The 21348-nt window shown below is 61.9% G+C and carries 19 protein-coding genes, 1 tRNA gene and 1 pseudogene; 11 read left to right on the top strand and 10 right to left on the bottom strand.

The features are described 5' to 3' along the window. Positions 1 to 95: 95 nt before the first annotated feature. The 4 genes from V6M61_RS14970 to V6M61_RS14955 form a co-directional block, all read right to left on the bottom strand. The gene (locus V6M61_RS14970) at positions 96 to 2342 is read right to left on the bottom strand and encodes a RelA/SpoT family protein (protein WP_332777379.1); all 2247 of its coding nucleotides are present in this window, start codon (positions 2340 to 2342) and stop codon (positions 96 to 98) included. Positions 2343 to 2452: 110 nt separating this feature from the next. After that, positions 2453 to 2656: a DNA-directed RNA polymerase subunit omega gene (gene rpoZ, locus V6M61_RS14965; RefSeq protein ID WP_332777378.1), complete on the bottom strand. Its 204-nt coding sequence runs from the start codon at positions 2654 to 2656 to the stop codon at positions 2453 to 2455. 22 nt (positions 2657 to 2678) lie between these two features. After that, on the bottom strand, positions 2679 to 3299 hold the full coding sequence (gmk, locus tag V6M61_RS14960; RefSeq protein ID WP_332777377.1) for a guanylate kinase: 621 nt from the start codon (positions 3297 to 3299) through the stop codon (positions 2679 to 2681). A 61-nt stretch (positions 3300 to 3360) separates the two neighbouring features. Beyond that, positions 3361 to 4269, bottom strand: a complete 909-nt coding sequence (locus V6M61_RS14955) for a YicC/YloC family endoribonuclease (protein WP_332777376.1) — start codon at positions 4267 to 4269, stop codon at positions 3361 to 3363. Positions 4270 to 4350: 81 nt separating this feature from the next. Between V6M61_RS14955 and V6M61_RS14950 the strand changes: the two genes are divergently transcribed. The 7 genes from V6M61_RS14950 to V6M61_RS14920 all read left to right on the top strand — a co-directional run bounded on the left by V6M61_RS14950 (position 4351) and on the right by V6M61_RS14920 (position 9712). Beyond that, positions 4351 to 5358 carry a serine/threonine protein kinase gene (locus V6M61_RS14950; RefSeq protein ID WP_332777375.1) on the top strand — a complete coding sequence of 336 codons (1008 nt, stop codon included), beginning with the start codon at positions 4351 to 4353 and terminating at the stop codon, positions 5356 to 5358. Beyond that, positions 5355 to 6257 carry a PP2C family protein-serine/threonine phosphatase gene (locus tag V6M61_RS14945; RefSeq protein ID WP_332777374.1) on the top strand — a complete coding sequence of 301 codons (903 nt, stop codon included), beginning with the start codon at positions 5355 to 5357 and terminating at the stop codon, positions 6255 to 6257. Before V6M61_RS14950 ends, V6M61_RS14945 begins: the two co-directional genes overlap by 4 nt. A 91-nt stretch (positions 6258 to 6348) precedes the next feature. Then, the gene (rph, locus tag V6M61_RS14940; RefSeq protein ID WP_332777373.1) at positions 6349 to 7077 is read left to right on the top strand and encodes a ribonuclease PH; all 729 of its coding nucleotides are present in this window, start codon (positions 6349 to 6351) and stop codon (positions 7075 to 7077) included. A gap of 42 nt (positions 7078 to 7119) precedes the next feature. Continuing rightward, the gene (gene rdgB, locus V6M61_RS14935; protein WP_332777372.1) at positions 7120 to 7722 is read left to right on the top strand and encodes an RdgB/HAM1 family non-canonical purine NTP pyrophosphatase; all 603 of its coding nucleotides are present in this window, start codon (positions 7120 to 7122) and stop codon (positions 7720 to 7722) included. Between the two features lie 132 nt (positions 7723 to 7854). Then, entirely contained in the window at positions 7855 to 9063 is a 1209-nt protein-coding gene (gene hemW / locus V6M61_RS14930) for a radical SAM family heme chaperone HemW (protein WP_332777371.1), read from the top strand. An 18-nt stretch (positions 9064 to 9081) separates the two neighbouring features. Beyond that, positions 9082 to 9297 carry a hypothetical protein gene (locus V6M61_RS14925; RefSeq protein ID WP_332777370.1) on the top strand — a complete coding sequence of 72 codons (216 nt, stop codon included), beginning with the start codon at positions 9082 to 9084 and terminating at the stop codon, positions 9295 to 9297. A 205-nt stretch (positions 9298 to 9502) separates the two neighbouring features. Then, on the top strand, positions 9503 to 9712 hold the full coding sequence (locus V6M61_RS14920; protein WP_332777369.1) for a DUF1059 domain-containing protein: 210 nt from the start codon (positions 9503 to 9505) through the stop codon (positions 9710 to 9712). Between the two features lie 676 nt (positions 9713 to 10388). Here the strand turns inward: V6M61_RS14920 and rtcR are convergent. Then, positions 10389 to 11990, bottom strand: a complete 1602-nt coding sequence (gene rtcR / locus V6M61_RS14915) for an RNA repair transcriptional activator RtcR (RefSeq protein WP_332777448.1) — start codon at positions 11988 to 11990, stop codon at positions 10389 to 10391. A gap of 205 nt (positions 11991 to 12195) precedes the next feature. Between rtcR and V6M61_RS14910 the strand changes: the two genes are divergently transcribed. The 4 genes from V6M61_RS14910 to rtcA all read left to right on the top strand — a co-directional run bounded on the left by V6M61_RS14910 (position 12196) and on the right by rtcA (position 17440). Then, positions 12196 to 13770 carry a vWA domain-containing protein gene (locus V6M61_RS14910; RefSeq protein ID WP_332777368.1) on the top strand — a complete coding sequence of 525 codons (1575 nt, stop codon included), beginning with the start codon at positions 12196 to 12198 and terminating at the stop codon, positions 13768 to 13770. Between the two features lie 512 nt (positions 13771 to 14282). Next, on the top strand, positions 14283 to 15509 hold the full coding sequence (locus tag V6M61_RS14905) for an RtcB family protein (RefSeq protein WP_332777367.1): 1227 nt from the start codon (positions 14283 to 14285) through the stop codon (positions 15507 to 15509). A gap of 59 nt (positions 15510 to 15568) precedes the next feature. Beyond that, positions 15569 to 16384, top strand: coding sequence for a nucleotidyltransferase domain-containing protein (locus tag V6M61_RS14900; RefSeq protein WP_332777366.1), 816 nt, complete (start codon positions 15569 to 15571; stop codon positions 16382 to 16384). Positions 16385 to 16402: 18 nt separating this feature from the next. Further along, entirely contained in the window at positions 16403 to 17440 is a 1038-nt protein-coding gene (rtcA, locus tag V6M61_RS14895) for an RNA 3'-terminal phosphate cyclase (protein WP_332777365.1), read from the top strand. 9 nt (positions 17441 to 17449) lie between these two features. Here the strand turns inward: rtcA and V6M61_RS14890 are convergent. The 5 genes and pseudogenes from V6M61_RS14890 to ureC form a co-directional block, all read right to left on the bottom strand. After that, positions 17450 to 17539: transfer RNA gene (locus V6M61_RS14890), tRNA-Ser, on the bottom strand. Between the two features lie 60 nt (positions 17540 to 17599). Then, positions 17600 to 18256, bottom strand: a complete 657-nt coding sequence (gene ureG / locus V6M61_RS14885) for an urease accessory protein UreG (protein WP_332777364.1) — start codon at positions 18254 to 18256, stop codon at positions 17600 to 17602. Between the two features lie 37 nt (positions 18257 to 18293). Then, positions 18294 to 19034 carry an urease accessory protein UreF gene (locus tag V6M61_RS14880; RefSeq protein WP_332777363.1) on the bottom strand — a complete coding sequence of 247 codons (741 nt, stop codon included), beginning with the start codon at positions 19032 to 19034 and terminating at the stop codon, positions 18294 to 18296. A gap of 9 nt (positions 19035 to 19043) precedes the next feature. Then, a pseudogene (ureE, locus tag V6M61_RS14875) lies at positions 19044 to 19559 on the bottom strand (urease accessory protein UreE); the annotation flags it as partial. 9 nt (positions 19560 to 19568) lie between these two features. Next, positions 19569 to 21347 (bottom strand): urease subunit alpha, encoded by a 1779-nt coding sequence (gene ureC, locus V6M61_RS14870; RefSeq protein WP_332777362.1) that lies wholly within the window; start codon positions 21345 to 21347, stop codon positions 19569 to 19571. Between the last annotated feature and the right edge of the window lies 1 nt (position 21348).

The raw sequence follows: 21348 nt of genomic DNA, 5'->3' as shown, positions 1-21348 counted from the left end.
GCAGCGAAGGGCCGCCCCGAGCAAGCTCAGCCCCCTCGGGGGCATCCTTCGATACCTCAGGATGAACGGGGGAGTGTGAAAAGCGTGGGGGCCCTCTACCCCGCAGGCTTGATGCGCTGCACGCGCAAAACCGAGGGCGTGCGTTTGATGCTGCGCAGGACCGCGGCCAGGTGGATGCGGTCACGGACCGCAATGCCGAAGCGCAAATCCGTGGCATCGAGTGTCGGCTCATTCCCCATGTCCACATGGGTGATGTCGGCTTCGGTGCTGGCCAGTGCCGCGGCAACGCGCGCCAGCACGCCCTTGCCGTTGGACACGGTGACCAGCAGGCCGGTCTCGAATGTCCGGACCGGTTCATCCGACCAGTCCACGGCGATAAACCGCTCGCTGTCGCGGTGCTGAAGCCGCTTGGCGACCGCGCAATCATCGGTGTGAACCACCAGGCCTTCTCCGCGACCCAGGTAGCCGACAATGCCGTCGCCCGGGATGGGTCGGCAGCAGGGGGCAAACTGCACCGAGGCGCCTTCGCTGCCGTCCAGCACCAGCGCGCCCTGGGACACGGATTCATGGGCGGTAAAACGCTCCCGGCTCATCAGCAGGGCATCGGGTTTTTCGCCCGTCTCGGCGAGCAGGGTCACGATGCGTTTGGCCACCATGCTGGCAATGCGTTTGCCAAGGCCGATATCGGTGAGCAAGTCAGTTCGCGACCGGTTGCCGGTAAAGCGGAGGATTTTTTCCCAGGTGGCGTGATGGGCTTCGTCGTCTTCGGGCAGGCGCTCCCACACTATGCCTTCGGCCCGCAGTGCCTGGGCCAGCATTTTTTCGCCCAGCTCCTGCGATTCGGCCAGCGCCATGGTTTTCAGGTAATGGCGGATCTTGGAGCGGGCCCTGCCGGTACGGACAAAACCCAGCCAGCCCGGATTGGGGCTGGAGATGGAGGCGGTGATGATTTCAATCACGTCACCGTTGTGCAGTTCGGAGCGCAGCGGCACCTGTTCGCCATTGACCTTGGCGGCGACCGCCCGGTGCCCCACATCGCTGTGAATCGCGTAGGCGAAATCGACAATCGTGGCGCCGCGGGGCATGGCCATGATCTGGCTCTTGGGCGTGAACACGTAAACGGCATCCGGGAACAGGTCGATCTTGACGTGGTCCCAGAACTCGGCGGCGTCGCGCGTTTCATGCTGGATATCGAGCAGGGACTGCAGCCACTGCGCCCCCAGGCGCTGCGAGGCGTCGCCTTCCGGGTCCGTGGCCTTGTAGAGCCAGTGCGCGGCAACGCCGGACTCGGCCACCACATGCATGGCTTCCGTGCGCATCTGGAACTCGATGTTGGTGCCGAACGGGCCTACCAGGGTGGTGTGCAGCGACTGGTAGCCATTGATTTTCGGAATTGCAATGTAGTCCTTGAATTTGCCGGGCAGGGGCTTGTACAGCTGGTGCAGCACCCCCATGGCGGTGTAGCAGGTTGTCAGGTTGTCAACCAGGACGCGAAAGCCATAGATGTCAGTGACCTGGGCGAAGGACAGGTGTTTTTCATCCATCTTGCGGTAGATGGAGTACAGCGCCTTTTCACGCCCGTAGATGTGGACCGCAATGTGGGCGTTGGCAAATGCCTGTTCGACCTCGTTTTGGACCCGCTTGATCACATCGCGCCGGCGGCCGCGCGCGCGCAGCAGGGCTTTTTCCAGGGTGACGTAGCGCCAGGGGTGCAAATGCCGGAAGGACAGGTCCTGCAGCTCCCGGTACGTGGTGTTCAGGCCCAGCCGGTGAGCGATCGGGGCATAAATATCGAGTGTTTCGCGCGAAATGCGTGCCCATTTGGCGCGCGGGACATCGCCGAGCGTGCGCATGTTGTGGGTGCGGTCTGCCAGCTTGACCAGAATGACGCGCACATCGCGCGCCATGGCCAGCAGCATTTTCCGGAACGACTCCGCCTGGTTTTCTTCGCGGGTGTTGAATTCCAGCTTTTCCAGCTTGGTCAGCCCGTCCACCAGCTCGGCCACCGGGGCGCCAAAACGCTCGATCAGCTCCGGCTTGGTGACGCCGCAATCCTCGATCGCATCATGCAGCAGCGCGGCCATCAGCGCCTGGGCGTCCAGTTTCCATTCGGCGCACTGCTGGGCGACCGCAATCGGGTGGGTGATGTAAGGCTCACCGCTGTTGCGCAGCTGGCCCAGATGGGCCTCGTCGGCAAAACGGTAGGCGCGGCGGACGCTGTCGACGTCGGCCGCGCTCATGTAGTCGAGCCTGGCCGTGAGCGCGGCAAAGCTGGCTGCCGCTGCATTGGCGGCTGCCGGGGTCGACTTGCTGGTGTGGGTGGGCGAAAGCAGGGCGCTCATCCCTTAAATGTATCCCGGGCCGGGGAAAACATGCAAAAAACGGGTTTTTTAGGGGCTGGAAACGAAAAAGCACCGCCGGGCGGTGCTTTTGACAGGGGGTGCGAACCGGCTCAGCTAGGCACTTTTTTGAGCATTTCCAGGCCGATTTTGCCGTCGGCAATCTCGCGCAGGGCGGTCACGCCAGGCTTGTTTTTGCTTTCAATTTTGGCGGCATGGCCCTGGCTGAGCATGCGGGCACGGTAGGTGGCCGCCAGCACCAACTGGAAACGGTTGGGGATTTTTTCGAGGCAATCTTCGACAGTAATGCGGGCCATGGTGAACTCCGGTGGGGAAAACTTAAGAAATTTGCAGGGCCTGGAAGGTTTCAGCGCGTGCACGTCGCTGCGCCGCAAACTTCAGCCGTTGGGCATGAACAATGGTTTTCAAGTCGAAAACGGCACGTTCAAATAACTCATTGATTATAACGAAGTCGAATTCATGGGCCTGGGCCATCTCGGTGGCGGCGTTTTTCAGGCGCAGCTCAATCACTTCCGCCGTGTCTTCGCCCCGCCGCTGCAGGCGCGCGCGCAGCTCTTCCCAGCTGGGTGGGAGGATGAAGATCAGCACCGCATTGGCAAAAATCTTCTTGATGTTGATGGCGCCCTGAAAGTCGATTTCCAGAATCACGTCGGCGCCGTGGGCGATCCGGTCCTCGATGGTTTGCCGCGAGGTGCCGTAGCGGTGCCCGTGTACATGGGCCCACTCCAGAAACGCATCGCGCTGGACCATGCCATCGAACTCTTCAGGCGACAGGAAAAAATATTCCCGCCCGTGCTTTTCCTGGCCGCGCGGCGGGCGCGTGGTGTGCGAGACCGAGGGCTGAACGCGGGAGTCCAGCTCCATCAGGGCCTTGACGAGGCTGGACTTGCCAGCGCCGCTGGGCGCCGCTACTACAAACAGGTTTCCGGGGTAGTCCATGTCGGTTGTGCGTGGATAGCTATCAATTTAATAGTGAATAAAGGCAAAAAGCGTCACCTGGTCACTCAATATTCTGCACCTGCTCGCGGATCTGCTCGATCAGCACCTTCATGTCCACGGAAATGCGGGTCAGCTCCAGGGCCGCTGACTTGGAGCCCAGTGTATTGGCTTCGCGGTGCAGCTCCTGGATCAGGAAGTCCAGCCGTTTGCCCATTTCACCGCCGCCTGCCAGCAGCCGGTCAATCTCGTCCAGATGGGAGGACAGGCGCGTGATTTCCTCGGCCACATCAATCCGGATCGCAAACGCCGTGGCCTCCGTCAGCGCGCGGTCCTGGGCGGCTTCCGGCAAGGCGGTGTTGTCGGTCAGCGCCATGGCTTCTTTCCAGCGTTCCAGAAAGCGCGCTTTTTGCTGCTCCACCAGCTTGGGCACCATGGGCACCGCCAGTTGGGCCAGGACGCGCAACTGCGCGGTGCGGTCCAGCAGCATCTGCGCCAGTCGGGCGCCCTCCCGCTCACGGGCCGACAGCAGCTCTTTCAGCGCTGTTTTGGCCAGCTTGAGCAGCTCTTCGCTGCGGTCATGGGGCTTGGTATCTTCGCTGCTGGCGATTTTGAGGATATCGGCCACGCTCAAGGCGGGGGCTTGGGGCAGCCAGGCCTTGATGCTGTCTTCGAGGGCGCCCAAGCGCTGCAGGGTGGCGGTTGTTGGCGGCCGCAGTGTGCTGGCCGAACTGTTGTCCAGCGCCACCCGCAGCTCAATCTTGCCGCGCTTGAGCTTGCCGGTCAGCAGCTCGCGCAAGGCGGGTTCGGTTTGCCGCAGCTCATCGGGCAGACGGAAGGCCAGATCCAGAAAACGGCTGTTCACCGAGCGGATTTCGACGCCCAGCCGGGAGCTGGCGGCGGCATCCGTTTCAGTGGGCAGCGCCGTGCTGGACTGCACGGTTGCATAACCCGTCATGCTGTAAACTGACATTTAGTAATACGCTTTTCGCAAAGAAAACCAGGTAAATAAAACCAGACTGGGTGACCTTGTCACTCTGGTTCGTCCCAAATTATGTCAAAGGTCAAGCCGGCGCCACTGCCACCCGATACCGTCATTGGCGGCTACCGCGTTGTGCGCAAGCTTTCAGCGGGCGGCTTTGGGGTAGTTTACTTGGCTGTCGACAACGAAGGCCAGCAGGTTGCCATCAAGGAGTACCTGCCATCGTCACTGGCGAGCCGTTCGCCGGGAGAATTGTTGCCGCAGGTGCAGCCTGACAAGCTGTCGCTATACCGTCTGGGGCTTAAAAGCTTCTTTGAGGAAGGCCGCTCGCTCGCCCAGATTTCGCATACCTCGGTCGTGAGCGTGCTCAACTTCTTTCGCGAGAACGAGACCGTGTACATGGTCATGAATTACCTGGAGGGCGGAACCCTGCAGGACTTCATCATCACCGCGCGCGAGCTTAAAAAACAGAAGGTGTTCCGCGAGTCGACCATCCGCTCCCTGTTTGATGAAATCCTGCGCGGCCTGCGCATCGTGCACCAGCACAAGATGCTGCACCTGGACATCAAGCCCGCCAACATCTTCGTCACCGACGACAACCGGGCCGTGATGATCGACTTTGGCGCAGCGCGCGAGGTCTTGAGCAAGGAAGGCAACTTCATCCGGCCGATGTACACCCCGGGGTTTGCGGCGCCTGAAATGTACCGCCGCGATTCGTCGATGGGCCCCTGGACCGACATCTATGCCATTGGCGCCTGCATTTACGCCACCATGCAGGGCTATCCGCCCAACGATGCACCGCAGCGTCTGGAAAAAGACCGGCTGTCGCTGGCGCTGTCCCGTTTGCGGGGAGTGTATTCCGACAATCTGATCGAGGTGGTCGAATGGTGCATGTCCCTTGATCCGCTGTCGCGGCCCCAGTCGGTGTTTGCCCTGCAAAAAGAGCTGAGCCGCGAGGGCGAACGCCGCTATACCAAGCTCACGGTCAGCGAAAAAGTCCGCCTCCAGTTTGACAACATGGTGTCTGACACCAAGAAAACCGCGCGTAAAGCCACCGGCTTTGCGACCAAATTCAAATGAAATTCTCAGTCTTTCAGGTCAGTCGCAGGGGTGGGCGCGAGAAAAACGAAGACCGCATGGGCTATTGCTACACGCGCGAATCGGGCTTGTTCGTGCTGGCCGATGGCATGGGGGGCCATCCTGAAGGCGAAGTAGCGGCCCAACTGGCGCTGCAGACCATTTCTGCGCTGTACCAGAAAGAAGCCCGTCCGGTCATCAAGGACACGGTCGAATTCCTCTCATCGGCACTGCTGGCCGCGCACCACCAGATCATCCGTTACGCCAGTGAAAAAGGAATGCTCGACACCCCCCGGACCACGCTGGTGGCCGCCATCCTGCAGGGCACCGGCGCGACCTGGGTGCACTGCGGCGATTCGCGCCTGTACGTGGTGCGCGAAGGAGAACTGCTGACGCGCACGCGCGACCATTCCTATCTGGAGCAACAAAATGCCGGCGTGATCCGGCTGGAGCGCATCAACCGCAATATCCTGTTCACTTGCCTGGGCTCGCCGACCAAACCGGTGTTTGACGTGACCGGGCCCGTGGTGTTGCAGCAGGGTGACAAAATCATGCTTTGCTCGGACGGTCTCTGGGGCAGCCTGAGCGACGATGAGATTGTTCGCCAGCTGGCCGGCTCCGGCGTGTCCGATGCGGTGCCCGAGCTGGTGGAGCATGCGCTGCGCAATGGGGGCGAACACGGCGATAATGTGACGGTGCTGGCCATGGAGTGGGAAACGCCGGATGCGTTTGAGTCCACCCGCGGCATTTCCACCGACAGCATCATGGACGGCGTATTTGCCTCCACCATTCAGGCCGGTGTGCTCGACACTGCGGTGGACGAGCTGGATGACGCGGCCATTGAACGCTCGATCGCGGAAATCAACGAAGCCATACGACGTTCTGCCGCCCGAAAACCCTGAGCCCAGATTGGGTTTAGTCGCCGCCTGCGCAGCTGTTTGTTTTATCTTGTCTTGCCGGTCCGGCATTTCTTCGCCAGAAAGCTTTTTCACCATGAATCCATTGATCCGAAGCGGCGGCCGTGCCGCCGATGAACTGCGCCCCGTGCGCATCACGCGCCACTACACCGTCCATGCCGAAGGCTCGGTGCTGATCGAATTCGGCGCCACCAGGGTGCTGTGCACGGCCTCGGTCGAAGAAAAAGTGCCCGGCCACAAAAAAGGCAGCGGCGAGGGCTGGGTCACCGCCGAATACGGCATGCTGCCCCGGGCCACCCATACGCGCAGCGACCGCGAGGCCGCCCGCGGCAAGCAAAGCGGGCGCACCCAGGAAATCCAGCGCCTGATTGGCCGCTCGCTGCGCGCCGTGTTTGACCTGAAGAAACTGGGTGAGCGCACCATTGCCCTGGACTGCGACGTGATCCAGGCGGATGGGGGCACGCGCACGGCGGCCATCACCGGCGCCTTCGTGGCCGCGCAGGACGCGGTGAGCAAGCTGCTGGCCGAAGGCAAGCTCAAGGAGTCGCCTATCCACGGCCACGTCGCCGCGATTTCGGTCGGCATTGTGCAGGGCACGCCGATGCTGGATCTGGAGTACGTGGAAGACGTCGACTGCGACACCGACATGAACGTGGTGATGACCGGCGCCGGCCACTATGTCGAGGTGCAGGGCACCGCCGAGGGCGCTGCTTTTTCACGCCAGGAAATGGACGCCTTGCTCGTGCTGGCCGAAAAAGGCATCAGTGAGCTGGTGGCACTGCAGGAAAAATCGCTATCAAATTAATAGCTGATTGCGCGCAACTATCAAGGGCTACGGCCGTTTTTCATGAAAATCGTACTCGCATCCAACAACCCCGGCAAGCTGGCGGAGCTGCAGGCCATGCTGGCGCCATTGGGCGTTGAGCTGCTGTGCCAGGGGGACCTGGGCATTCCCGAGGCGGAGGAGCCGTTTCGCACCTTTGTCGAAAATGCGCTCGCCAAAGCGCGCCATGCCTCGCGGCTTTCCGGCTTGCCGGCGCTGGCGGACGATGCCGGCTTGTGCGTGGAGGCGTTTGGCGGCTTGCCCGGGGTGGACACCGCGTTTTACGCCACGCAGTTTGGCTACGCCAAAAGCGATGACAACAATGTCCGGGCCCTGCTCGAGCAGATGGCGGGCATCGCCAACCGGCGTGCGGCCATGGTCAGCACCCTGGTGGCGCTGCGTTCCGCGCAAGACCCCGAGCCGCTCATTTCGGTGGGCCGCGTGACCGGTGAAATTGCGCGGGAGCCCGCCGGCAGCAACGGTTTCGGCTTTGACCCGGTGATGTTCATCCCCGAGTTTGGCAAAACCTTTGCCCAGCTCCCGGTAGAGCTTAAAAATGCCAACAGCCACCGGGGCCGGGCGACGCGCCAGATGATGGACCTCATGCGCGAGCGGTGGTGGACATGACTCACCCCGTTGCCTGGCGCACTTCGTGTCGCGGCCTCCCCCTCAAGGGGCGACACCAGCGGCCCGGCACAGCCGGTTCCGCGGTGTCCGCTGGCCTGAACTGCGACCGTTGCATGGTGCCACCGCTGCCACATGGATTTATTGACTGAGCCGATCGTGAAAGACATTCAGCACTACATGCGTGAGGGGACGCTGCAGCTGGCCGCCTTGCCGCCGCTGTCGCTGTATGTGCACTTGCCGTGGTGCCTCAAAAAGTGCCCTTACTGCGATTTCAATTCGCATGAAGTCAGTGGCGAGATGCCCGAGCAGCGCTACCTGGACGCGCTCATGGCCGATCTGGAGGCCGCCTTGCCGCTGATCTGGGGCCGCATGGTGCACAGCATTTTTATCGGCGGCGGCACGCCCAGCCTGTTTTCACCGCAGGCGATTGACCGCCTGCTTGCCGGCATCCGGGCGCGGCTGCGGCTGGAGCCGGATTGCGAGATCACGCTGGAGGCCAACCCCGGGACCTTTGAAAAAGACCGCTTCCGCGCGTTTCGCAGCGCGGGCGTGACGCGGCTATCTGTTGGCGTGCAAAGCTTTGACGACCAGCACCTCAAGGCCCTAGGCCGTGTGCATGACCGGGCGCAGGCCATTGCGGCGGTGGAAGAGGCGGCGCAGGCGTTTGACACCTTCAACCTCGACATCATGTACGCGCTGCCGGGCCAGACGCTGGCCAATCTGGAGCAGGATCTGCGGCAGGCACTGGCCTTGCAGCCCCCCCATATCTCCATTTACCACCTGACGATTGAGCCCAACACCTACTTCGCCAAGTTTCCGCCGGTGATCCCCGAGGAAGATGCGGCCTACGCCATGCTGGACCGCATCACCGAACTGACGGAGGGCGCCGGGCTGCAGCGTTATGAGGTTTCAGCCTTTGCCAAGCCCGGCCACCGCTGTTTTCACAACCTCAATTACTGGCAGTTTGGCGACTACCTTGGCATTGGGGCCGGCGCGCACAGCAAGCTGAGCTTTGCGCACCGTGTGGTGCGCCAGGTGCGCTTTCGCGAGCCCAGGCTGTACATGGAAAAAGCTCTCGCAGGCCAGGCCGTGACGCAAGAGCACGAAGTCAGCCGGGCCGAGCTGCCCTTTGAATTCATGCTGAACGCCCTGCGCCTCAAAGAGGGTTTCAAGCTGCAGGATTTTTCAGAAAAAACCGGCTTGCCGCTGACGGCCATCCAGCGCGGGCTGGACGAGGCCGAGCGCAAGGGCCTGATCGAGCGCGATTTGGTGCGCGTCAAGCCCACACCGCGTGGTTTTGATTTTTTGAGCGACTTGCAGGCGCTTTTTCTGACCGAATGAAGCCCGAAGTGCTCAATCATGGATAACGTGAGCGGCGTCCTCATCGCGCTCGCGGCGTTTGCCATCGCCTTTGGTGTGGCCCGGACGATCATGTATTTCAAGGCCAAAAAGCAGCGCCGGCAAGCCGAGCTGCAGGAAGCCGAACGGCAGCGCGCCAGGCTCATGGCGCCGCAGTCCCTGAACAAGAGCAAGCGCAAACGCCAGCAGCAGGCGCGGGACAAGGCCGCGAAGTAATCAGTCCCAGGCACGCGCTGAGAACGCTGCCAGAGGCAAAAAGTCACTTTCATCTTGTGACCGATGAGTTCTTGCATGAGGGGATTTTCTTAACTATAAATAGAGGTGCGGCACAGTCCGCATTTGTACTTCGCCCGGGCAGACGCCACTTAAAACTACGCCCCAACCCGAGCCTTGCCATCATTTGCTTGATGAGGAGGTTGAAATGACACGTAAATACATCGATTGCCGGGAGTTTCCGAGCGACATGAAATGCACGGTAGCGATGTCCGCCGATACGGACAAAGAGTTGCTAGAGGCCGCAGTGCAGCATGCGGTGGCAGTTCATCAGCATCAGGACACACCGGAATTGCGCGCCCAGCTACAGCAATTGTTCAAGGAAGGCACGCCGCCTGCCGAGGCTCCGGGCAAGTAGCGGGCCTGACTCGCCTGGCTTGCCTGGAGCAGGCCGGCGATTGTAGTCATGCCACTTCAAAACAACGCACCGTATCCTGGTGGATGCGGTGCGCGTCATGGTCAAGGCCGTTGGCATGTGAAGGCGCGCCAACGCGTGATCGTGACCCACATGCACCCGGACCACATCGGTCTGGAGCACGGGCTGTGCCTTGGCGGTCTTTGCCTTGGCGGGGTAAGACTGTCCGGATGATTTTGGATCAGTCAATAAAAACGGCCCCACTGTTCGCCTCGGGTCACGAGCCCGAGGTGGAGGCCGGTTTGGATAGCGCTTCCGAAGGCAGCTTCAAGCACCTTGGCGATTGATGGGTTGAATGTGGGGTTTGAGAGGAAACTCTCTGTGTGCCGTTAACCAAAAATGACTTCGACTTAAAGCACATGCTGTCCGATTTGTCTTGGTTTTTGGGGTTCTTCAGGGCTGCGAATAAAGCATAAGTTGGCGGATCGCCGGAAGTTCAACTATAAGTTGGCCAAAGAAAATCTCTACTAATTCCGGGCAATTTTCGTGGGCCATTCGGGTTGAAGCCAGTGCAGAGCGTCATTTCTTGCCGGAACGCAAGAGGAAGCTTGGCGAGGCGCCCTGCGACGCATCACCGCGAAGCACGAAGAGGCCCAGCAAATGGGGCGCTTGCCGCAACTCATGCCAACTGACGTATCGCATCCCACGTCAGTCCAAACTTGAGCAAGTACTTGCGCAGCCGGTCCGCGTCGTTGACGACCGAGCGCTGGGTGCGCGATTGATCGAAGAGTTGGCGGCCGGCGTCGGAAAGCGTCAGGGATTCCCGGCATACCCTGATGACGGCTTCGAGCTGCAGGCGGTCGAACAAATCCAGCTTGCCAGCGGCATTCGGCAACAAGGCATCGAGGTCAAGTTCAGGCGCCTGCGTCTCTGCGGCCGTTTGCCATAGCCATCGAAGCCGCTGGATTTCGGCATCGACCAAGCCCGTCGAAATCCGCCCACCGTCCGCGAGCGTGGCCATCCGGGTGACACTGGCCGACAGGTCGCGGAAGTTGCCGCTCCAGAGGGCGTCCGCCGACTTGGCAAACTGGAGATAGCGAGCCTTGGCTTCGACGTTGAAGCGAACGGCACGCCCTGTGTCTGTGGCCGCCCGCACGAGCAGATGGTCAACATTGGGCTCGATGTCCTCCGGGCGTTGTGCCAGGCCGGGCAAGGTGTAGGCCCAGAGGTTGATCCGTGCGAACAAATCCTCCCGGAAGCGCCCCTGTGCCACATCGATCCGCAAGTCACGGTTGGTGCCGACTATCAGCTGAAAGTCGCTGCTGACCTCCCGATCGCTACCCATCGGCAAGAAGCGCTTTTCTTCCACGGCCTTGAGCAACATGGCCTGTTCGTCCAGACCCAACTCGCCGATTTCATCGAGAAACAGAACGCCCTGGTGCGCTGTGCGGAGCAGTCCGGCCCGTTCGGCCGCGGCGCCGGTGAATGCGCCCTTCTTGTGGCCGAATAGCGTCGATGCCGCCCCATCGCCGCGCAACGTGGCGCAGTTCACCTCGACGAAATCGCCCTGTACCCGGTGTTGCGACTTCTTGAGTTCGAACATGCGTCGCGCCAGGTGCGACTTGCCGGCGCCGGTGGGGCCGGTCAGCAGGATGGGCGCCTGCGAGCGCACCGCGACGCGCTCGATTTCTTCGATGAGGGCATTGAAGCGCTTGTTGCGGGTGGGAATGCCGCTCTTCAGGAACTCCAGGGCCTCCGTATGGGCCTGGCTGAAGCGCTGGGCCAGGACGTCGTAACGAGAGAGGTCCAGGTCGATCAGTGTGTAGCTGCCTGGATTTCCGCGCTCCTGCTTCTTCGGTGGCGCAGTCTGTAGCAGTACGCCAGGAATGAAGCGCGACTCCACCATCAGGAACATGCAGATCTGCGCCACGTGCGTGCCGGTGGTGATGTGCGCCCAATACTCCTCGTGAGCCGGATCAAACCGGTAGCTCCGGGCCCAGTCGTAAAGGGCTGCGTACATCTCACCGAAGTCCCAGGGGTCTGCAACATCCATGGGCACGAGGTTCACGACGGTGTCGGGCGACACGTTCGCGATGTCGCGCTGAAGGGTCTGCGCGAGAGCCTCGTACTTCGTCGCGTAGAGCAATTCCAGTCGGTCTATCAGTGTGTCTTCATGCTGGACCAGGGAAATCGTCGGCCGCCACTTCTCCCAGCGGCCGGCGCCCTGGCCCGAGTCCAGCTGGGTCCCCATGAAACCGATCACAACGTTTTTCTTGGCCATATCCATTTAGATAATTATCTAGCAATAATTCTAATAATTTTATAAATCTACGGCAGGTGAATTTAGCGTCAAGGCCGTGATTATTGAGAAATTTCCATGTAAATCAACAACTTAAATGTGTGTTCATCAAGAGTTGGCATGCCTGGCACACCCTTTGCTGATAGAAGAACACAAACGACAAGTTGAATGCAAAAGGAGAACACTCATGGTCAACACGCAACTCTTCCAAACCCTCAAGGGCGCCCTGCTGCCTGCCGCCCTGGCACGCAATGCCGAGCAAGCGCCGGCCTATGCCTTCAACCCTCGCCATCAGCTGGCGCAACTCGCAGCCACCGGTTGCCTGAGCCAGACCTTCTACGCCAATGCGGAAGACCAGCTGGACAAGGTGACGGCGCTGGCGCAGGAGGTGGATGCCGCCTTCGTCGCCAAGACAGCGATCTACGCCCGCGAGTCCGGCTACATGAAAGACATGCCGGCGCTGCTGGTGGCCGGCCTGGCCGTGCGTGACGTGGCCTTGCTGAACCAGGTGTTCTCGCGGGTGGTCGACAACGGCAAGATGCTGCGCAACTTCGTGCAAATCCTGCGCAGCGGCGCTGTTGGCCGCAAGTCGCTGGGTACACGCCCCAAGAAGCTGGTACAGCACTGGCTGCTGACGGCGACCGAGAAGCAGCTGCTGAATGCCGCCGTGGGCAACACGCCCTCGCTGGCCGACGTGGTCAAGATGGTTCACCCCAAGCCTTCCGAGGCCTGGCGTGCCGCCTGGTTCGCGTGGCTGATCGGCAAGCCGGTCGATGAAGCGGCTCTGCCGCCCATCACGCAGGCCTTCGAACGCTTCAAGCGCGAAAGCGCTCAGGGCGTTGCAAGCGATGTGCCGGACGTTCCGTTCCAGATGTTGACTGCACTGGAGCTGAGCCCGGCCCAGTGGGCGCAGATCGCTCGCACCGGTTCGTGGCAGATGGTTCGTCAGAATCTGAACACCTTTGCTCGTCACGGTGTGTTCGACATCGAAGGCATGGCCGAGGTGGTCTCTGCCAAGTTGAGCGACCCGCAGGCCGTGGCAAAGGCTCGCGTGATGCCGTACCAGCTGATGGCTGCGTTCAAGGCGACGGGTGAAGCCGTGCCGCAGGTGGTTCGCGATGCACTGCAGGATGCGATGGAAGTCGCGCTGAACAACGTACCCAGCTTTGCGGGCCGTGTGGTGATGTGCCCTGACGTGTCGGGTTCCATGAGCTCGGCCGTCACCGGTCATCGCGGTTCGGCCACGTCCAGCGTGCGTTGCATAGACGTGGCTGCCCTGGTGGCTGCGGCGGTACTCCGCAAGAACCCGCAGGCCCGTGTGCTGCCGTTCGAGCAGGAGGTGGTGACGCTGTCGCTGAACGCCCGTGACTCGGTCATGACCAACGCCCAGGCGCTGGCCAAGATCGGCGGTGGCGGGACGAACTGCAGCGCGCCCCTGGCTTTGCTGAACCGCGAGCGTGCATCGGTGGATCTGGTGATCCTGGTCTCGGACAACGAGTCCTGGGTCGACGCCAACCGGCGCGGTGCGACGCAGACCTTGCGCGAGTGGGAAGTGCTGAAGCAGCGTAACCCGAAAGCGCGCCTGGTGTGCATCGATATCCAACCGACCGTGACCACGCAGGCGGCGGAGCGCCAAGACATCCTGAATGTCGGCGGCTTCTCCGATGCGGTGTTCACCACGGTGGCGAACTTCGCCGACGGTAAGATGAACGCCGAGCACTGGGTGGGCGAGATCGACAAGGTCTCGCTGGTACCGCAGTAAACCGACGTTGAATAAGCGTCGTCGCGTGGCGAATGCGGGTGGGACTACATTTCAACCGAGTCTCACCACTCGTTTGTCGCCACGCGGGGGCCTCGGGTTTTGCGCGAATGCTGGCAGGACTACATAGGATGCCTGGGGTTCGACTCCCCAGCCGGGAAACCGGTCATGGCTACGTCTTGCCGTCCCTTGTCGCGCTATTTTGAGATGTCCTGCTGCGAATGCAGGTGGAACTACAGACTATTAATCTCGGTGTCGCGGGTTCGAGTCCCGCCGGCTTCCATCAAGGGGCCGTAGCTCAGTGGTAGAGCACGACGTTTCACCAAGACCTTGTCGCAGCAAGGCGTCACCTTTTCGCGGTGAATGCAGATGGAATTACAGGTAGACGCACGCGGCGCAAGCTGCGTGTCTCAAGAGAAATCTTGAGGCGCCCGGGTCCGAATCCCGGTCCAGCAATGGATGGCGGAGTAAAGATTTCATCGACCCTTGTCATCGCACTTTTTGTGGAGAAGAACATGTCAGACCAGAACTACAACATTGAAGACGTCCCCGGCGGTGTGTCGGTGAAGATGTGGACCAAGGGCGTCCCCGTCGAGGAAGAGGCCAAGCAACAGCTTGCCAACGCTGCGCGCCTGCCCATCGTGTTCAAGCACATCGCGGCCATGCCGGACGTGCACCTGGGCATTGGCGCCACCGTCGGCTCGGTGATTCCGACCCTCAAGGCCATCATTCCCGCCGCCGTTGGCGTGGACATCGGCTGCGGCATGATGGCTGCGAAGACCACGCTGCGTGCCGAGGACCTGCCGGACAACCTGGGACCGCTGCGCTCGGCCATCGAGCAGGCGGTTCCGCATGGCTCCGCGCCCAAGCATCGCGGTCGCGACCCCGGCAGCTGGGAGAACCCGCCCGAGACGGTGGACCAGGTCTGGGCTACGCTGGTCGACGAGTTTGACGCGCTGTGCGAACTGCACCCGCGCCTGAAGAACACGAACAACCGCAAACACCTGGGCACGCTGGGCACGGGCAACCACTTCATCGAGGTCTGCCTCGACGAAGTTGGATTTGTCTGGTTCATGCTGCACTCGGGCTCGCGCGGCGTGGGCAACGCCATCGGAACTCACTTCATCGAGCTGGCCAAGAAGGACGCGGAGCGCCATCAGCGCAACCTGCCCGACAAAGACTTGGCCTACTTCGAGGAAGGTGCCCAGTATTTCGGCGACTATGTGAGGAGTGTGTCCTGGGCGCAGAAGTTCGCGATGAAGAACCGCGAGGTGATGATGGCCAACCTGATCGCCACAGTCCGCACGGTCATCGGGAAGCCTTTCGAGTCGCATGTCGAGGCGGTGAACTGCCACCACAACTATGTGCAGCAGGAGCGCCACTTCGGCCAGGACGTCTTCGTGACCCGCAAGGGCGCGGTGAGCGCCAAGCGCGGCGAGATGGGCATCATCCCGGGTAGCATGGGCGCACGCAGCTACATCGTTCGCGGCCTGGGCAATCCGGAGAGCTTCGAAAGCTGCAGCCACGGTGCCGGTCGCGTGATGAGCCGTACCAAGGCCAAGAAGATGTTCACGGTCGAGGACCAGGTCAAGGCGACCGAGGGTGTCGAGTGCCGCAAGGATGCCGATGTCATCGACGAAATTCCGATGGCCTACAAGGACATCGACGCGGTCATGGCTGCGCAGACTGACCTGGTGGAAGTGGTGCACACCTTGAAGCAGGTGGTGTGCGTGAAGGGTTGAGCGGGTGAGAGCTTCGTGCTCTCACCCCGCCCACGAGAATGAACTTGGGGAGTGAGAGCATGAAAGAAGAAACCGTGTTGAGCGCGCACCCCGTCTCGGACGAGATGCGCGCCACCGTCTTGGAGAACCTCGCAGCGTTGGAGCAACGGCACCAGGTGAAGGTGCTGTTCGCCTGCGAGTCCGGCAGCCGTGGCTGGGGTTTTGCCTCGCCTGATAGCGATTACGACGTGCGTTTTGTCTACGTCAATCGGCTGCCCTGGTACTTGACGGTCGAGCCCGGCCGCGACGTCATCGAGCAGCCCATCAGCGGCGATCTGGACATCAATGGCTGGGACTTGCGCAAGACGCTCCAGCTGCTGCGCGAGTCCAACCCGACGCTGCTCGAATGGTTGCGCTCACCCATCATCTACCGGCAAGAGACGCACTGGGCGGACCGCCTTCGAGTGCTGGCGGAAGAGGGTTTCTCGCCCGTCCGGGGCTATCACCACTATGTGTCGATGGCCAAGAAGAACCTGCGGGAGCACCTCTACGGCGAGGTCGTCCGGTACAAGAAGTATCTGTATGTCTTGCGGCCCTTGCTGGCCGCGCGCTGGATACGCGAAGGACGAGGCGTTCCTCCCATGCGCTTCGCGGAGCTGGCGGGTGAGGCGTTAACTGACCGTGCCGTGCTGGACGAAATCAACGCGCTGCTTGAGGTCAAGATGCGTGCGGGTGAGTCGGCGACGAGCCCGCGCTGGGTGGGAATCCACGACTTCATCGAGGCGGAACTGGCTGCCGCGATGGCACATACCCTTGACAAGGGACCGAAGGCAGACGGGCGTCAACTCGACCAGTATCTGCATGACGCGGTGCTGCACTTTGATTCCCAGGACTAGAACAACAAGAGAAGAACAATGATCGAAATCGATGGCTCTGCCGGCGAGGGCGGAGGACAAATCCTGCGCACTTCGCTGGCCCTGTCTATGTGCACGGGCCTGCCCTTCACGTTGACCAAGATTCGCTCCGGCCGCGCAAAGCCCGGCCTGATGCGCCAGCATCTGACCTGCGTGAATGCTGCCGCCGAAGTCTGTGGCGCCGAGGTTCATGGGATCGAGCTGAACTCCCAGTTACTGTCTTTCGCGCCGGGCTCGGTGCGCGCGGGTGACTACAGCTTCAACGTCGGCACGGCGGGCAGCTGCACGCTGGTGCTGCAGACCGTCTGGCCAGCACTGCTGATGGCCGATGCGCCCAGCCGCCTCAAGCTGGGCGGGGGCACCCACAACCCGATGGCCCCTCCGTTCCATTTCCTGGAACGCAGCTATGCGCCGCTGATGCGCAGGCTCGGCGCCAACGTCGAGCTCACGCTGCGCCGACTGGGTTTCTACCCGGCCGGCGGTGGTGAAATCGAGGTTGCGATTTGGCCTGCCCAAGATAAGCTACGGCCCTTTGACCTGAAGGACCGCGGCGCCAAGGTGGAGGGTTTCGCCGAGTGCTTCGCGCCGGCGTTACCCCGATCCGTCGCCCGGCGTGAGCTCGAGCAACTGGGGGCTGCCCTCGGTTGGAGTACCGATCAGTTGCGCGAGGCGCCTGCCCGCCAGAACGAAGGGCCTGGCAATGCCTTGATGGCAACGCTCGTGTATGAGAACCTCAGCGAGGTCTTCACTCAATTCGGTGAGAAGGGCGTCAGCGCCGAGAAGGTCGCGCGCGACCTTGTGCGCGAGGTGCGGGCTTATCAGGTATGCGAAGCAGCGCTCGGCCCGCACTTGGCCGACCAGTGGGCACTACCGCTGGCCCTCGCCGTGTGGAAGGGCCAATGCGAGGCCTCTTACACCTGCACGGAGCTGACCCCGCACGCGAGAACCAACTTCGAAGTGATCGAGCGGTTCTTGCCGGTGAGGTTCTCGACGTTGGGGGCTGGGAACGGCTGGACCGTCCTCGCCAGGCCCGCGTAACGAGCGGACTGGCGGAAGCTGTGAGATTCGAACTCACGGAGGACTTGCATCCTCGGCAGTTTTCAAGACTGCTGCATTCAACCGCTCTGCCAAGCTTCCAAGCCCAATAGTTTAACCGCTGGCCGCAAAGCCTGGCGGTGGGCGTGAAAAAAGCGCAAATCAGGTCGCTTGCAGCATGCCCCGGGTTTCGATGAAGGCAATGACTTCCGACAGGCCGGCGCTGGTCTTGAGGTTGGTCATGACAAAGGGCTTGAGCCCCTTGGGCGTGGTGCGCATGCGGATGGTGTCGGCTTCCATGATCTTCAGATCCGCCCCTACATAGGGGGCCAGATCGGTTTTGTTGATCACGAAGAGGTCGCTTTTGGTGATACCGGGGCCGCCCTTGCGCGGGATTTTCTCGCCGGCTGCCACGTCAATCACGTAAATCGTGAGGTCGCTCAGTTCGGGGCTGAAGGTGGCAGCCAGGTTGTCGCCGCCCGATTCGACAAACACCACGTCGGCATCGGGAAAATCCACCAGCATGCGGTCAATCGCCTCGAGGTTGATGGAGGCGTCTTCGCGGATGGCGGTGTGCGGGCAGCCGCCGGTTTCCACACCCATGATGCGTTCTGCCGGCAGCGCCCCGCTGACTGTCAGCAGGCGCTGGTCTTCCTTGGTGTAGATATCGTTGGTGATCGCCACCAGGTCGTACTTGTCCTTCATGGCCTTGCACAGCATTTCCAGCAGCGTGGTCTTGCCGGAGCCGACGGGCCCGCCTATGCCCACGCGCAGGGGAGGCAGCTTTTTGGTGCGGTTGGCAATGTGGTGCAGATTCATGGCGACCCCACGTTCTTGAAGTGGTTCTGTGCTGCGATCATGAGCGGAATAACCTCGAGTATTGGGTTTCGTGTTGCGATGACAGGATGGCCAGCATGGGCGAGAACGCCTGGCGCTCACTGTCCATGAGGCTCATCGCGTGCGCCACGGCAGCGGGAATTTTGTCGGCGAGCTGGGCCAGTATGCGCTGCCCCGAGCTTTGGCCCAGCGGCACCGACTTGAGCGCGGCTTGCATCATGTTTTCGGCCCAGCCAAAGGCGTAGGCCAGCAGGCAATCGCGCAAGCTGGCTTGCGTTTGCGAGGCCGCCAGCGCGTAGACGACCGGGTAAGTGGCATGCCATTGGGCGCACGCGACTATCTGCTCCGGCTGGCTGTCCGGGTGGTTGCGCAGCCACTCCAGCAAGGAGCGCCCCATCTGCTCGGTCTGCAGGCGCTGTTCGCTGGTTTCGCGGGTCTGCAGCACCCAGTCGTTGAGGGCCTGGAGGTGCGGCAGGTCACCACGGCGCCAGGCCGGCACGGCCTTGGCAAGCACGGCCAGCTCTGCGCGCGCCAGGGTCAGGTGCAGCTGATCGGTCAACCATTGAGTTGCTATGCTTTCTGTAGCTACTCCTGCACGTTCCACGGCGGTCTCAAGCCCTTCCGAGTAAGAGAATCCGCCGACCGGGAGGGCCGGAGACGCCAGCCAGATCAGCTGCAGCAGGCTGGTCGCAGGCAGTGCGCTATCGGTGTGCCGCGGGCGTGAGGGGAGCCGTCGGACCCGGCCAGGAACGGTACGCATCGGTGATCAGTGCTTGTGGTCGTGGTCGTGCGCACCATGCGCGTGGCCATGAGAATGCCCGCCCGCAGTAGCGGACGCATAAGCGCCGCCTTCGGGTTCAAACGCTTCGTTGACCTCGTTGACGATCAAATGCATGGCACGCAGCATGTCGGCCAGCACATGGTCAGGCTCTATCTTCAAATGATCGGGTTTGAGCTCGATCGGCACATGTCGGTTGCCCAGGTGGTAGGCCGCACGCGTCAGGTCGAACGGCGTGCCATGCGCCGCGCAGTGGGTGATGCGCAGCACGGTCTGGGGCGCGGCCACCACCTGGATCATGGAGCCGTCTTCCGCCACCAGCACATCGCCGCCGCGTACCTGCGTGCCGCGTGGCAAAAAAACGCCGAGCGTGCGCCCTTGCGAGTCGGTGGCGTCAAAGCGGCTTTTCTGGCGGACGTCCCAATCCAGTTCCACCGTGGTCGCCCGCTTTAACAGTGCAGGGGCCAGACCCGCGCCCTGGGCAATGAGTTTGGATACTTGCAGCATCGGAAATGCTCAGAACAAAAAGTAGCGCTGTGTCATGGGCAGGCTGCGGGCCGGCTCGCAGGTGAGCAGCTGGCCGTCGGCCCGCACCAGGTAAGTCTGCGCATCGACTTCCATTTTGGGAGTGTAGTCATTGTGAACCATGTGGCGTTTGCGGACACCGCGTATGCCCTTGACGGCACTGAGCGTTTTGGCCAGCCCAAACCGCTCCTTGATGCCGGCTGCCATGCCGGCTTGCGACACAAAGGTCAGCGAGCCCTTCGCCGTGGCAGCGCCAAAGGCGCCAAACATGGGGCGGTAGTGCACAGGCTGCGGCGTGGGGATGGATGCGTTGGGGTCGCCCATGGCGGCCATGGCAATAAAGCCGCCCTTCAAAATCAGCGCGGGTTTGATGCCGAAGAACGCCGGCTTCCAGACCACCAGGTCGGCCCATTTGCCTTGCTCAATGGAGCCGACTTCATGGGAAATGCCATGGGCGATGGCCGGGTTGATGGTGTACTTGGCGATGTAGCGCTTGACGCGAAAGTTGTCATTCCTGCTGCTTTCCTGCGCAGCGGAACCAGGCGCTTCCCGCTCCCCCTGGGAGAGGGATTGAGGGTGAGGGCCGGGGGCGAGCCACCCTCTTTGCTGCTTCATCTTGTGGGCGGTCTGCCAGGTCCGGATGATGACTTCGCCCACACGGCCCATGGCCTGGGAGTCCGAGCTGAACATGCTGATGGCGCCCAGGTCATGCAGGATGTCTTCGGCCGCAATCGTCTCCTTGCGGATGCGGCTCTCGGCAAAAGCCAGGTCCTCGGCAATCGCCGGGTCCAGGTGGTGGCACACCATGAGCATGTCCACATGCTCGTCCAGCGTGTTCACGGTGTAGGGCATGGTCGGGTTGGTGGAGGAGGGCAGAAAGTTCTGCTCCCCCACCACGCGCAGAATGTCGGGCGCGTGGCCGCCGCCGGCCCCTTCGGTATGAAAGGCGCACAGTGTGCGGCCCTTGGTGGCGGCAATGGTGTTTTCCACAAAGCCTGATTCATTGAGCGTGTCGCTGTGAATGGCCACCTGGGTATCGCTTGCCTCGGCCACGTCCAGGCAGTTGCTGATGGCTGCCGGCGTGGTGCCCCAGTCTTCGTGCAGTTTCAGGCCAATCACACCGGCATCGATCTGCTCGTGCAGCGCGGCGGGCAGGCTGGCATTGCCCTTGCCCAGAAAGCCGAGGTTCATCGGGAAGGCGTCGGCCGCCTGCAGCATGCGCTCGATGTTCCAGGGCCCGGGTGTGCAGGTGGTGGCAAAGGTGCCGGTGGCCGGGCCGGTGCCGCCCCCCATCATGGTGGTGACGCCCGAGGCCAGGGCTTCTTCAATCTGCTGCGGGCAAATGAAATGAATGTGCGAGTCAATGCCGCCGGCGGTGACGATCATGCCTTCGCAGCTGATGATCTCGGTCCCGGGGCCAATGATCATGTCCACCCCGGGTTGCGTGTCGGGGTTGCCGGCTTTGCCAATCGCCGCAATGCGCCCGCCCTTGAGGCCGATGTCGGCCTTGACGATGCCCCAGTGGTCCATGATGAGCGCGTTGGTCATCACGCAGTCCATCGCACCCTCGGCACGCGTGCGCTGGCTTTGTGCCATGCCGTCGCGTATGGTCTTGCCGCCGCCAAACTTCACCTCTTCGCCGTAGCTGCCGGCGCGCAGGGTGTAGTCGGCTTCCACCTCCACCATCAGGTCGGTGTCGGCCAGCCGCAGCCGGTCGCCCACGGTGGGGCCGAACATTTCTGCGTAGGCGCGTCTGCCAATGGTTGCCATC

The sequence above is a fragment of the Polaromonas sp. genome, assembly GCF_036676035.1.
Taxonomy (GTDB): Bacteria; Pseudomonadota; Gammaproteobacteria; order Burkholderiales; family Burkholderiaceae_C; genus Polaromonas.
The sequence above is the reverse complement of the archived record's forward strand: the minus strand, read 5'-3'. Positions and strand labels throughout refer to the sequence as shown.

Coding starts and splice junctions, on each gene's coding strand:
- V6M61_RS14970 (WP_332777379.1), bottom strand. CDS start 2,342: ATGAGCGCCCTGCTTTCGCCCACCCACACCAGCAAGTCGACCCCGGCA.
- rpoZ (WP_332777378.1), bottom strand. CDS start 2,656: ATGGCCCGCATTACTGTCGAAGATTGCCTCGAAAAAATCCCCAACCGT.
- gmk (WP_332777377.1), bottom strand. CDS start 3,299: ATGGACTACCCCGGAAACCTGTTTGTAGTAGCGGCGCCCAGCGGCGCT.
- V6M61_RS14955 (WP_332777376.1), bottom strand. CDS start 4,269: ATGTCAGTTTACAGCATGACGGGTTATGCAACCGTGCAGTCCAGCACG.
- V6M61_RS14950 (WP_332777375.1), top strand. CDS start 4,351: ATGTCAAAGGTCAAGCCGGCGCCACTGCCACCCGATACCGTCATTGGC.
- V6M61_RS14945 (WP_332777374.1), top strand. CDS start 5,355: ATGAAATTCTCAGTCTTTCAGGTCAGTCGCAGGGGTGGGCGCGAGAAA.
- rph (WP_332777373.1), top strand. CDS start 6,349: ATGAATCCATTGATCCGAAGCGGCGGCCGTGCCGCCGATGAACTGCGC.
- rdgB (WP_332777372.1), top strand. CDS start 7,120: ATGAAAATCGTACTCGCATCCAACAACCCCGGCAAGCTGGCGGAGCTG.
- hemW (WP_332777371.1), top strand. CDS start 7,855: ATGGATTTATTGACTGAGCCGATCGTGAAAGACATTCAGCACTACATG.
- V6M61_RS14925 (WP_332777370.1), top strand. CDS start 9,082: ATGGATAACGTGAGCGGCGTCCTCATCGCGCTCGCGGCGTTTGCCATC.
- V6M61_RS14920 (WP_332777369.1), top strand. CDS start 9,503: ATGACACGTAAATACATCGATTGCCGGGAGTTTCCGAGCGACATGAAA.
- rtcR (WP_332777448.1), bottom strand. CDS start 11,990: ATGGCCAAGAAAAACGTTGTGATCGGTTTCATGGGGACCCAGCTGGAC.
- V6M61_RS14910 (WP_332777368.1), top strand. CDS start 12,196: ATGGTCAACACGCAACTCTTCCAAACCCTCAAGGGCGCCCTGCTGCCT.
- V6M61_RS14905 (WP_332777367.1), top strand. CDS start 14,283: ATGTCAGACCAGAACTACAACATTGAAGACGTCCCCGGCGGTGTGTCG.
- V6M61_RS14900 (WP_332777366.1), top strand. CDS start 15,569: ATGAAAGAAGAAACCGTGTTGAGCGCGCACCCCGTCTCGGACGAGATG.
- rtcA (WP_332777365.1), top strand. CDS start 16,403: ATGATCGAAATCGATGGCTCTGCCGGCGAGGGCGGAGGACAAATCCTG.
- ureG (WP_332777364.1), bottom strand. CDS start 18,256: ATGAATCTGCACCACATTGCCAACCGCACCAAAAAGCTGCCTCCCCTG.
- V6M61_RS14880 (WP_332777363.1), bottom strand. CDS start 19,034: ATGCGTACCGTTCCTGGCCGGGTCCGACGGCTCCCCTCACGCCCGCGG.
- ureC (WP_332777362.1), bottom strand. CDS start 21,347: ATGGCAACCATTGGCAGACGCGCCTACGCAGAAATGTTCGGCCCCACC.